The sequence below is a fragment of the Streptomyces sp. ASQP_92 genome (assembly GCF_025399895.1).
In the GTDB taxonomy this organism is placed as follows: domain Bacteria; phylum Actinomycetota; class Actinomycetes; order Streptomycetales; family Streptomycetaceae; genus Streptomyces.
Map to the genome: position 1 here is coordinate 20,033 of NZ_JAODUA010000037.1, position 11,171 is coordinate 31,203.

Below are 11,171 nucleotides of genomic sequence, written 5' to 3' on the forward strand. Positions count from 1 at the left end.
TTCTTGAGCTCGCGGCGCCGCTCCTTCCGAGGGCACGGAATCACCGGCTCCAGGTACCGGGGAGCCGGGCGGGGCGTTGCGGGTAGCAGGGGCCAGGGGTGCTGCGCCCCGCCTGCGGAAGACGTCGACGGGGCGGCTGGGGTCAGCGCTGGAACGGGTGGACGTTGTCGGGCGCGGGGGCCGGGGCGGGGATGTGGATGAAGTTGCTGACCACCGGGCGCAGGCTCAGGCCACGCAGGGCGACGGTGGAGGCGATGGTCCAAGCGAGGACGGCGATGCCGGTGGCGACGGTGCGCCCGTCGGCCGGGGCTGCGGACCACACCGCGAGGACGCTTCCGGCGCCCCAGCAGGTCCAGGTGATGCGGGCGCCGGTGCTGCCGATGAACCCACCGATCAGGCCGAACCAGCCCACGAGCTGCCAGAAGGCGAAGACGGCGGAGGCGCTGACGGCGAGGCCGGCGGTGTGGTGCGCGATGTAGGAGCGGAGCGGGGTCTCGACTACGCCCCACAGCCCGTTGGCAGCGCTGGTGCCTGTCCGGGTCGCGGGGGCGGCGTCGACCATGCGGCTCACGGTGGCGTCGAAGATGTCGCCCGCGGTGTCGAGCAGGATGATGACCGCGCACACGCCAATGAGGGCCAGCAGGGCTTTGATCCAGTGGGCCATGCCGTGCCATCCGGCTTGCGGGGCCTGGCGCAGTTCCTCCCACCGCCCGTGCAGGAAGCCGCCGTGTTCCCATGAGGCGTTCCACGCGGCGCGCAGCTGGGTGAAGCGTGTGGTGCCGGGGTCCTTGTTCAGATCGGTGTCCGGCGGCGGGGGCGTCTGGTTGAGCAGATCGAGGAAGCTCGGGCTGTTCGGGTTGGGCTGGCCGTTGATGAGCTTGTCGTCGGACTGCATGGCGGGACGCTCCTTGATCGGGATTGTGTGGGGGCCGGTGATGCACGGGCGGTCCAGGGGGCCTACGGCGAGGTGGGCCGCAGGCGGCCGTTCTTTACGGCGTAAAGAAGCCGGAGGGCCTGGCCCGCACCCGTCCGCGAGGGTTCGGGTACGAGGCAGGTGGTCCGGAGCAGGGGTCAGAGGCCGCGTGCGTCGGCGAGGCCGACGGCCTGGTCGAGCATCCGCATCGGGATACGGCCGCTGGCGAAGCCGTCGTTGAAGGACGGCACTGAGTCGACGTCGCCGAACTGACGGCGGATCGCGTCCATCAGGACCTCAAAGCCGCGCGACTCCACGCTCTGGTCGCTGCGGGCTTCGATGTGGATCGCGCCGTACAGGCAGCGGGCCCCGTCCTCGTCGACCAGGGCGCCGGAACACCAGCCGCCGGTGCGCAGCCGGTGGTGCGCGCGTTGAAGGAGCGCCGCCACCGGCGTCGGGTACGGAGTCGGGGGCTGGAGGGTCGGGGTGAGCGGGACGGTGACAACGTCGGCCAGGTCGACGGGCTCGATGGGGATGTGCGCGGTGTTGACCTCGTAGGCGACGGCGGCTTCCTCCAGCCGGACGGTCATCGCGGCGTTGATGAACGCCATGCGTTCCTCGAGGGACAGTTCGGCCGGCGGCGCGGCGGCCAGGGTGGTGTGGGCTATGGCGGGGGCGGGTGTGGTGGGCATCGGGGGCTCCAGGCGGGGTACGCCGAAGGGCGCCGCCGGGCTGTGTCCGGCGGCGCCCTTCGGCTCGTGCAGGGAGGGGAGGCCTGCTAGTCGGGGGTGTAGTTCAGCGCGCCGCAGTTCCAGCAGTCCCATTCGTTGGGGACGTCGACCAGGTCGCAGCAGTCGCACCCGTCACCGTGGACGACGCAGTCCTCGCCGCAGTCCCAGCAGGTGTAGTGCAGGTGTGCCATGCCCTTGTCTCCCCCTGGTGGCTGGTGGGGCCCGACAAGAGCATGCGTCAGATTCCGGCGTTCTACTGCTGGGTTGGCGGAACTGGCCGGTGGATGACGATCAGAGGCTGGCGACCAGTCCGGCCAGTGAGGCGAGGCCGCTGTTGATGATCGGGGCCAGGCCGGTCGCGGCGAGGGTGAAGCCGAACAGGCTGCACGCCAGCATGGAGCCGAAGCGGACGTGGCCGCCCCGGAGCAGAACGGCCACGATGATGCCCAGCAGCACGGCGGCGGAGATGTTCAGGGCCACGGCGGGGTCCTCCTTGATGGGATCGGTGGGGCTGGCCGTGCCCGGGCAGGCCGGCCCCCACCGGTGACGGGTTGGGAAGGGAGAGGGTCAGACGTTGTTGAGGCTCTTGATGGCCTCCAGCGCCTGGCGGGGCGAGGTGACCTGGGCTTCGCGGCGGCTGCCGGACTTCGGTCCATGCTTGCCGCCACCGCCGCCGCGACGGCGGGAGCCGCCGTCGTCGCCGCCGTCGCCTTCCTCCGGCTCGGGCCAGAACTCCCCCGGCCGCACCGGTTCGTTCCAGTCGAACCACAGGCCGCGCTTGGTCAGCTCGCTGATCTCGTGGTCGGTGAGGCGGTTGACCTCGGCGGGGAACAGGTCGGCGAGGTCGGTGTCGAAGTCCGCGTACAGCGACCGCATCAGGACCGCGCGGCCGTTGTCCATGACCATGATGGCGACACCGCCGGTGCTCACCCCGTTCTCCGGGTCGGCCTCGCCCTTCATGGCGCGCTCGATCGCGGAGCCTTCCTGCTGGGCGTAGCGGGCCGGGATGGTCGGCACGTCGTAGGCGTTCTCCATCGTGCCCTCCGCCGCTTTGCGGGTGGCGCCGGGCGAGCCCATGTTGAAGATGGTCGGCCTGGAGTTCTGCCGGAGGTTGTCCTTCATCTCGGTGGAGAACCCGTTGTGCGCGAACGGGCTTTGGCCCGCGGGGTTGAAGCCGATCCCGTACTTCAGGCCGGTCACGGTGAGGTCGTCTCCGTCGGCCTGGATGAACTCGCCGAACGTTGCGTCCTGCGCCGCAGTCATGAACTCATCCGCGTACACGTTCAACTGCCGATAGGGGCAGCGGGGGTCGCCGGGCTTGTAGTCGTGCGGCTGACCGTCGTGCGGCCAGGGCATCTCCGCCCTGATCTCGCACAACGCCTTCGCCGCGCGCAGCGAGCGGGCCATCCACAGAGCGTTCGAGCCCTGCCGGTCGATGTACCGGCCGAGGGTGGACGTCTTCTCGTCTTTGCGGACGGTGGCAAGCCACACGACCTGGCCGTCCAGGGACTGGGCAGCCATGTTGATCGCGAAGAACTGCGTCTTGCCGCTCCGCGACACCCCGAGGATCAAGCCGTGGGCTGCGGCGTTCTTGTCGTGCTGGAACACCATGTTCTTCACCGGCTGGCCAGTGATGGTGAACCCGCACACGTACATGCCCTTGGCGTCGGGGGTGAGCAGCTCGCGGGTTGCGGGGAAGATCGCGGACAGCGGGGGCTTGTCGAAGGCGCTGATGAGGAACTCGGTGCCGTCGATGAGGACGAACACGCAGGAGTCGTCCTCGGGCAACCCCAGGCCGCGGCAGACTTTCGCCAGGTCGATGCGCGGGGAAGCCGTGGGGTCGGTCATCTTCGCGCGGTAGAAGGTGACCCCGCGGACGGCATCGCGGTCCTTGTGCACCAGCTCGGAGCCGGGGGCGCCGCCCTTGGGCGAGCCGACCTTGTCCGTCCAGCGCTCCTGGTCGGTCGGCTTGGTGCGGCGGCGCTGGTTGGCGTCGGGGGTGAGGTGGGCTTCCATCCAGCCAGGCCCGCCCTGCCGTCCGGGCTGGATTGCCACCTGGGAGAGCGCCACATCGCTCTCGTCGATGAAGAACGCGGCGGCGACGACCGCCTCGGAAAGACCGGTGATGGGCCGCCCGGTCTCCGAGGCACGCAGCAGGAGCGTGTAGTCGTTGCGCATCGCAGGGTGCCGAGTGGCTTTGACGATATGGGTGCGGGCGGGCATCCCCGCGCGCTCCCACAGCACCCTGGCGTCGCGGGTCAGCAGGTCGGCTCCGTCGTCCGGCACGACAGCGGGCTCCGGGGCTTCGACGGGCACCATCCGCAGGACCGGGGCGGCGAGGGCAGGGCGGTGACGGCGCCGGGCGTGCCGCGAGAACGGCATCACCACGTAGCCGGCCGCCACCCATCCCGCGGCGAGGAGCCCGTCCGTCCACCAGGGGCCCCAGCCGGTGGTGGTCTTTGCGGTGACGTCGATGGCGGCGGCCAGGACCAGAGGCGACCAGCGCAGGATTTTGCGTCCGGCGCCGTGTGCGTCGCTCCTGGCAGCCAGGATCCAACCGCCGATCCCGGCGGCGCCGGCCAGCTGCACGATCTGGTTGACGGGGCTGTCGGCGTAGAGGTTCGGGGCCACGGCCAGCACGGGCGCGGCGAGGGTGTAGGCGAGACGTTCGAGCACGACGCTGCGCGGCGTGGACACCGTGGGCTCCTTCAGGAATGGGGACGGGCGGCCCCGCGGTGTGCGGCGCCGCCCGTGGCGGGGGTGGGGGAGGGGTGGGGTCAGCGGTTGAAGAAGCCCGGCCTGGGGGTCTTCTCGCGCCGGTTGGAACGGATGTCGTCCAGCGCGCCGTACAGCCGGGAGTGGGTGCCCTTGGTCTTGTGGGTGAGGTCGGCGGTCTCCTGCGCGGTGTCGCACAGCCGCTTGACCTCCACGGCGGCGCCGCCCAGGGCGACGGAGACCAGGTTGGTCACCTCCACGAACTTGCCGTCCAGGCCGGCGTTCTCGATGTCGCGGGCGACGTTCTCGGTGCGGGTGGCGTTGGCCCGCATGCTGCGCCGCAGCGACTCGAGTTCGAGGGTGGCGTCGTCCATGGCCTTGCCGAGCTTGTCCAGCTTGTTCTGCACGGACTTGTAGCGGTTGTCGCCGTCGGCCGGGGCCGGGGCCGCGCCGGTACTGCGGGGTGCGAGGTCGCTGCTCATCACCGGTGGTCCCTTCGTGGTTCTAGTCGTGGTGGGCGGCGGCCGACGCGTGCTGGAGGCCGGCGTCTTCCTTGGCGGCCATGTCCTGGCCGTAGACGCGGGCGACCTGGGTGGCCGCGAGCTTGGCGGCCTCCTTGGCGATGCCGCACTGCTCCGCGCACCGCTGGGCCTGCTCCTTCATCCGGGCAGCGGAGTCGGCGAGGTCGGCAATCAGGTCGGTGACGGCGGTGGAGATGTTGTGGTCGCCGACCAAGTCGGCGGCCATGTCCCGCAGGGCGTCGGCGACCTTGCCGAGCGCCTCCATCAGGGCTTCGGCGCGCTCCTGGTCGGAGGCGGCCTTGATGGCGATGTTCGCCATCTCCATCAAGAACTCGTCGAACGTGATGTCCGTGCGGTGCTGGACGGCCAAGTTGCCCTGGCCGGACGGCTTGCTGACCGATGCGCTGCTCACGCTGCTCCCTTCCGTGGCTGTGGGCCGGCTGGTGCCGGGACGTGCGGTGTGCTTCTCCGGCGCGGGCGGCAGGCCCTTGACGCCGGTCGTCATCGCGGCCGGGCTGTCGGGGACGATGTCCGCGTCGACGATGTCCTCCTCGGGGGGCGGCGCCGTACGCGGTGGGCGGGTGGGGTGATCGGGCCACTCCACCGTCGGGGTGGGCGGCGGCCCGAACCGGCTGTCCGAGGAACCCCCGGAACGCCCACGCCGACCGGCGCCCGCCGTACGACCGGTACGCCCGGCGCCGCCCCTGGTGCGGCGGGTGCGGCCGCGTCGTCCGGCCCGGCCCGAACCGCCGGCGCGGCGGCGGAACCGGCGCCGCTTCTTCGAGCCGTCAGACGCCCCGTCAGCGGCCTTGTCGTCCTTGCCGGACTCATCGGCCGCCGGGGTGCCCTTCCCACCACTGGAGGCCCCGCCAGGGGCTTCCCTGGCGCTCTTGTCGTCCTTGCCGTCAGTGCCCTTCCCCTTGGCGTCCTTGTCCTTGGTCAGGTTCACCTTCTCCGCCCCATCCGCCTTGGCGGCCTTGGCGTCCGCGGCGGCTTTCGCGTCGGCGCGGCGCTTGTCGAAGCGCCGCTGGGCTTCCTCGCCGACGGCCTGGCCCAAGGTGGTGCGGCCGGTGTCGGCCGACGCCGCGGCTTCCCGCTTCGCCTTCCGTACCGCCTCCCGCTCCGCCTTCTTGTCCCGGCGGTCCTGCCATTCCTGCTGCCGGTTGGCGCGGGCCTGGTCCCGGTTCTTGCTCCGGTCGGCGATTCCGGCGGTGTGCCCGGCGCTGCGCCGCTCCTGCCGTCCGGCCTGACGGGTCGAGGCGCGATCGGCGCGGCCGCGGGCCCGCTCCGCACGGGCATTGGACGCCGGGCTGCTGTGCTGCGCCCGGCCGCCGCCGTCACCCTTCGAGCTGTGGCCCCTGCCGGAGCCGCCAGCGCCGCTGTGGGAGCCCTTCGAGCCCCCTCCTGATCCGGAGCGCCCCGGGCCGGAGGAACGGTTAGCAGAGGCCCGGTCAGGGCCCTTACCGGCGCCCTTGCCGCCGCCCGCCCCGGACCCCGAACGCCCGGCGGCGCCGCCGGAGTTGGAGCCACGCGACCCCGGCCCCTTCGACCCGGGCCCCGAGCTGTTGCGGGGCCCGCCGCCGCCGCTGCCGCCCCCGCCCCGCGTGGACCCGCCGCCGGCCTTCGAGCGGCCCTTGTCGGCGCCCAGCCCGGAACTGGAGGACTTCGTGCGGTCGGCATCCGCCTTTCCGCGGGCCGCCGCCTTGTCGCCCTTCGCCTTCATCATCGCGGCGTGGAGCTTTCCGTTCTGCTCCATCATCGCGACTTCCTGCGCCGTGCGGCCCTCCAGCAGTGCCGCCTTCCGCGCTATTTCAGCCTCACGGAAAGGCGCTTCACTTTCGTGGTTGTACCGCGCCATTTCCAACCGGAGTTCCAGCCAGTCACCGAGACGGTCGGCGAGAGAACGAGGCTGGACATATTCGCCTTCCTCGCATTCACCGTCATCTTCTCCGACTACTGGCGGGGTAATTCCCTCGGAACGCAATGCCATTGCCGGGTCCGGCGCGGCCGGAATCGTCGGCAACTGCATCGTCGTCTCTTCCGGCGACTCCGGGCGAGCTGCGGGAATGTCCTCCGGCGGCGGAATGGTGTCGCCGTAATCCGCGATCGGCGGCGGCACGTACGAGGACTCGCCGCGCCAGGGGCCGCGGACCAGGATCCCGTTCGGGTCATCCACATCGGACACGGAGCGCCTCCTTCCAGGGGGTTGACAGACAGGGGGTCTCGTGTGCACGCGTGTGCACGTGCACGTGTGCACGCATTACGCGAGGCGAAGGCCCCGCCGGAGTCCGGCGGGGCCTTCGTTGGTGGGTGCTCAGTTGCGCGGCGGGTACTTCGCCACGACCTGCTCCGCGTACTGCAGCAGGTCGTTCCAGATCCGCTCGTCGCCCTCCACGCGCTGGTCCAGCGCCGTGATGAACAGGCGGCAGACCAAAGCGAATCCGGCGTAGACGCCCGGCCGATTCGCCTTGACGTCTTTAGCCATTCGGGACCGTGCCAGGCGGAGCCAGAATTCCATCTGCCCCGCCTCGCCGCGAGATTCGCGGGCTTTCCTCGCCTCTTCCTTCAGCCAGTTCTGGCGCTGCTCTGCCGAGCGTTCTGCGCTGCTGAGGGGGCGGTTCACGCCGACTCCCGGTTACCCAGATCGTAAATCGACGTGGGACCACCATACCCGGAATTGTGGCCCTCCCTACCCTGCTGCGGCGGACTCTGCTGAGCGGCCCGCAGCGGCGGGGCATTCTTCCGCCTCTTTTCCAGCTCCTTTTCCTTCCTCTTCTTAGCGGTATTCGCTACCGCCTCGTCGTGGGCTCGGCGCTTAAATGCGCTCTTTTCCAGGCCCTTGGTGACGCCCTCGACGTGCTTGAGGACGTCCTTGAGCGCCCTTTCGACGGGCTGGGCGCGCATCCAGGCGTCGAACCAGCGGTCGCCCTCGACGTGGGTGTCGCGGCAATGGACGCGGGTCTCCAGGGCCAGGGCCTCCAGGTTCCGGCCGATGTCCAGCAGGACCCGCTGAACATCGGCCAGGTACCGGGCGGTCGCCTCCGGGCTCTGCGCGACATCGCGCAGCGGGGAGTAGCTCGGGTCGTCGTTGCTGTTCACGGCAGGGATTCCCTCCTGGTGTACTGGTGGGGCTGTGACTGCTTCCGGCAGTCGCAGCGAGGGCCAGCCCACTTCGGATGGGCTGGCCCTCACTGGCGTGTGCCGGACTCGGATCACGCCAGGTGCTTGTCCGCGTCCTCGGGGCGCAGCAGGCCGGCCTTAGAAAGCAGGCGCACCGCGCGGTCGCTGTTGACGCTCAGGTCAGTACGGACCCGGTAGAGGGTCACGAACCCGTCCTGGCCGCGGGGGAGTTTCTGTACGAGCGGCAGGAGTTCCTCGTCCGTCCGTACAGGCGTACCGGGACGCTCCGCGCCTGCCGTACCGACGGTTCCGGTTGTGGAAGAGGACGCGGAGTCCGTACCTGTACGAGCCCCCGGAACACCCTCGCCACCGGGCTGTGTACGGACGCTGATTGCGGCGGCGCGTCCCTGTACGGCCGCGCTGGCCATCCCGGTACGCCCGACAGTCGCCGTACCTGTACGCGGCGCCCCCTCGGAGGGGGTATGTACGCCGCCTGTACGGTCGCTGTACGACCTGGTCACCGCAGCTTCGGTGCCGCCTTCGTGCAGCGGGTGCGAGGCGGGGCGTACAGGCTCCGTACCGTCCCATCCAGCGCCCGAGCCGTCCGGGCGAACCGCATTGTGTGCGGCGTACAGGTCGTGGCTCGCGCCCTCTGCACGGCTGGACGACACGGTGTCCGTTCCGTCGGTACGTCGGTGCGTACCTGTACGGTCGGCCATTCCGTTTCCGCCGTCCGTACCGGAACGACCGGCCGAAGCGGCCTTGCTGCCGTGGCCGTCCATACTGTCGTCGTGCATGAGCGTGTGGACACGCCAGATGACGGCCACGAAGATCAGCACGACGAATGTCGTCAGCGGCCACGGAGCCGACTGACCGTCCTGGACGAGGTCCGCCTGCTCGGACAGGTGGTACGTCACGTTCGCCGACGCCATCAGCAGCAGCGCGTACGGGATGTCCTTCTTCGCGCGGAACGCGGTGACGCAGTAGACGTCGATCGAGACCGGCAGCAGCGGAGCGACGTAGGTGTTGATGCCGACCATGCGGGCCAGCTCGTACTCACCGGAGGCCGCGAGCCCGACGCCGGCGGCCAGAGCGATCCACGGGGCCGTCTTCCACGCCTTGTGGCTGATGTTCTGCTGCCAGCCGCTCCAGCGGGACGCGGACCGCTTCGCCTCCCGGGCCTCCTCCAGCAGTCGGCGGGCACGAGCCTCATCGGCCTTCGCCCGCTCGGTGACGGCCTTCGCCTTGCGCTCCGCCTCCGTGGTGATGCGGCTCGCTTCCTTCTGGGCGGCCTCGCGCAGTTGCACCGCGACGGTCTTGGCCTCATCCCGCAGGCGCTCGCGCTGCTTGTCGCACGCCGCCTTGAGTCCGGCGAGTTCGTCAGCGAGGGTCTTGCGCTTGGTGGCGGCCTCCGCGTCGAACTGGTCGGTGAGCGCGCGCAGCTTCGTCCGCAGCTCGGTGCGGGCCGCTTCCGCCTCGGTGTGCGCAGCGGCCACGTGGTCGTCGGCCTCGCGGCGCCGGCCGTCAGCAGCCTTGACCGCGTCCGCGTACAGCCCCTCTGCCTCCGCCCGCCGCCCGGCGTACTGCTCAGCCGCCGTCGCCGCGAGCTGCGCGAACCGCGCGCGGGCCTGGTCGACCTCCCGCTGCGCCGCAGCGACCAGTGCGTCGGCCTGCTCCTGGGCGCGGGCGAGGATCTGGCCCGCCTCGGTACGGCGTTGGTCGACCAGGACGCTGATCTCGGTGAGGTCGGCCTCCGCCAGGCGGCGCAGTTCAGCGACCGCCGTGGCGGTGGCCGCGCGGTCGGTGGCGGCCAGCTCGGTGAGCTCAGTGACCTGCGCTCGGGCCTCACCCACCAGGGTCTCGGCACGCTCGCGGGCCTCCGCCAGCAGCCTGCCGGCCTCAACGCGCGCCGCCTCGAGGTCGCCCTTCGCCTCAAGGCGGTGAGCGGCGGCCTTCTGGCCGGCGTCAGCGGTGATGCCTTCGGCGCGGGCCTGCGCCTCGGACATCAGCGTGGTGACCTGCTCATGCGTGTCGGCAATGGTGCGCGCGGCGGCGGTCTCGGCTTCGGACTGGAGGGCAGCAGCCTGCTCGCGCGCGGTGTCGATGATGTCGGCGGCCCGGTCGCGGGCGTCCGCGACGCGGGCCAGCACATCGAGGTCGACGACCTTTGCCTCCGTGTCCGTCATCGTGGCCGAGGCCGGCGAGACGTCGGGGATAAGGGAGGTCGCGGGCTGCGGAGCGGTGCGGGTTGCCGCTGGCTTTTTGCGGGCGGTGGGCCTCTTGCGGGTTCGTTTGGCGGCCACGCCGCCTCCTTCCAAATGGGGCGCCGCCCCAAGGGGGGCGGCGCTCACGGGTGTTCGATCAGGCTCGCTGTTCGGAAGTGCGCCGGCTGGGGGCGACGATGCCGGTGCGACCGGACTCGTCCAGCCAGCGCTGGGCGTGGTCGCGGTCGTGAGCACCGGCGATCTGCGTGAGCCCGTCGTCGGTGGTGGCGTAGGCGGACCAGGTGGTGCCGTCGCCGTCGGTTTCGGCTTGTGCGGCGGTGATCTGGCTGGTGAGACAGGTGGGGAGCGGCATGAACGTCTCCTGTTCTGAGTGGTGATGGGGCTTTGGGGTGGGCAGTTGGTTGGTGGTGGCGTGCTGCTGGGTGCGCCGGGTGATGGTCTGCGTCATGTCGTCGGCCTCGCCGGACGTGGTCAGCGGGGCACGCCTCCCGCCGCGGGCCGTCAGTCGAAGCGGTAGCCGTCGGGGATCTCACCGGCACGCAGTTGTTCAGCGAGCACGAGGTACTCGCGCTCATTGGCCTCTGCCAGTTCGGCTCGGCGTGCGGCGCACTCGCGGACGTAGTCGTCATGCGCGAGGTCTTTGGCCATCGACTTGTTCTCGGCGGCCGCCGTCGCGGCCTGGGGCGCGGCGACGTTCTGCCAGTAGTCGGCTTCGGTGGTCATCCGGGCGCGAGTGATGCGCATCGCTTTCCCTTCGATCCTGTGTGGTCCGGTCTGTCCGGCTCCTCTTCACCGCCCGCACCGGTCGCCGGGGTGTGGCGGCTGGCGCGGGCGGATCAAGCAACCGTCAGGCCGCGACCGCAGGCCGGTGCGGGGCAACGATGCTGCCGTCGGGCAGCAGGTCTCCGGTGTCCTCGAAGACCAGGACGCCGTTGCAGAGCAGACT

13 protein-coding genes are annotated in these 11,171 nt (G+C 70.8%); all 13 read right to left on the reverse strand.

Going from position 1 to position 11,171, the window contains the following annotated elements:
• Positions 1–142: 142 nt before the first annotated feature.
• Positions 143–895 carry a hypothetical protein gene (locus N4G70_RS35925; RefSeq protein ID WP_261716980.1) on the reverse strand — a complete coding sequence of 251 codons (753 nt, stop codon included), beginning with the start codon at positions 893–895 and terminating at the stop codon, positions 143–145.
• Positions 896–1,071: 176 nt separating this feature from the next.
• Positions 1,072–1,605 carry a hypothetical protein gene (locus N4G70_RS35930; protein ID WP_261716981.1) on the reverse strand — a complete coding sequence of 178 codons (534 nt, stop codon included), beginning with the start codon at positions 1,603–1,605 and terminating at the stop codon, positions 1,072–1,074.
• A gap of 86 nt (positions 1,606–1,691) precedes the next feature.
• Complete coding sequence (locus N4G70_RS35935) at positions 1,692–1,835, reverse strand: hypothetical protein (protein ID WP_261716982.1); 144 nt, start codon at positions 1,833–1,835, stop codon at positions 1,692–1,694.
• 100 nt (positions 1,836–1,935) lie between these two features.
• Positions 1,936–2,124, reverse strand: a complete 189-nt coding sequence (locus tag N4G70_RS35940) for a hypothetical protein (RefSeq protein WP_261716983.1) — start codon at positions 2,122–2,124, stop codon at positions 1,936–1,938.
• Positions 2,125–2,211: 87 nt separating this feature from the next.
• Positions 2,212–4,341, reverse strand: coding sequence for a chromosome segregation protein ParM (locus N4G70_RS35945; RefSeq protein WP_261716984.1), 2,130 nt, complete (start codon positions 4,339–4,341; stop codon positions 2,212–2,214).
• Positions 4,342–4,421: 80 nt separating this feature from the next.
• Complete coding sequence (locus tag N4G70_RS35950; RefSeq protein ID WP_261716985.1) at positions 4,422–4,841, reverse strand: conjugal transfer protein TraB; 420 nt, start codon at positions 4,839–4,841, stop codon at positions 4,422–4,424.
• A 22-nt stretch (positions 4,842–4,863) separates the two neighbouring features.
• Positions 4,864–7,065, reverse strand: coding sequence for an ATP/GTP-binding protein (locus N4G70_RS35955; protein ID WP_261716986.1), 2,202 nt, complete (start codon positions 7,063–7,065; stop codon positions 4,864–4,866).
• Positions 7,066–7,194: 129 nt separating this feature from the next.
• Entirely contained in the window at positions 7,195–7,503 is a 309-nt protein-coding gene (locus tag N4G70_RS35960) for a hypothetical protein (RefSeq protein ID WP_261716987.1), read from the reverse strand.
• The gene (locus N4G70_RS35965) at positions 7,500–7,979 is read right to left on the reverse strand and encodes a hypothetical protein (RefSeq protein ID WP_261716988.1); all 480 of its coding nucleotides are present in this window, start codon (positions 7,977–7,979) and stop codon (positions 7,500–7,502) included. The genes N4G70_RS35960 and N4G70_RS35965 overlap by 4 nt, the downstream gene beginning before the upstream one ends.
• Before the next feature lie 113 nt (positions 7,980–8,092).
• Positions 8,093–10,303, reverse strand: a complete 2,211-nt coding sequence (locus tag N4G70_RS35970; RefSeq protein WP_261716989.1) for a hypothetical protein — start codon at positions 10,301–10,303, stop codon at positions 8,093–8,095.
• Between the two features lie 58 nt (positions 10,304–10,361).
• On the reverse strand, positions 10,362–10,673 hold the full coding sequence (locus N4G70_RS35975) for a hypothetical protein (RefSeq protein ID WP_261716990.1): 312 nt from the start codon (positions 10,671–10,673) through the stop codon (positions 10,362–10,364).
• A 53-nt stretch (positions 10,674–10,726) separates the two neighbouring features.
• Positions 10,727–10,969 (reverse strand): hypothetical protein, encoded by a 243-nt coding sequence (locus N4G70_RS35980; protein ID WP_261716991.1) that lies wholly within the window; start codon positions 10,967–10,969, stop codon positions 10,727–10,729.
• A gap of 103 nt (positions 10,970–11,072) precedes the next feature.
• Positions 11,073–11,171: DUF5999 family protein (locus N4G70_RS35985; protein WP_261716995.1), on the reverse strand; the 99-nt coding region annotated here is incomplete at its 5' end.

Coding starts and splice junctions, on each gene's coding strand:
- N4G70_RS35925 (WP_261716980.1), bottom strand. CDS start 895: ATGCAGTCCGACGACAAGCTCATCAACGGCCAGCCCAACCCGAACAGC.
- N4G70_RS35935 (WP_261716982.1), bottom strand. CDS start 1,835: ATGGCACACCTGCACTACACCTGCTGGGACTGCGGCGAGGACTGCGTC.
- N4G70_RS35930 (WP_261716981.1), bottom strand. CDS start 1,605: ATGCCCACCACACCCGCCCCCGCCATAGCCCACACCACCCTGGCCGCC.
- N4G70_RS35975 (WP_261716990.1), bottom strand. CDS start 10,673: ATGACGCAGACCATCACCCGGCGCACCCAGCAGCACGCCACCACCAAC.
- N4G70_RS35980 (WP_261716991.1), bottom strand. CDS start 10,969: ATGCGCATCACTCGCGCCCGGATGACCACCGAAGCCGACTACTGGCAG.
- N4G70_RS35950 (WP_261716985.1), bottom strand. CDS start 4,841: ATGAGCAGCGACCTCGCACCCCGCAGTACCGGCGCGGCCCCGGCCCCG.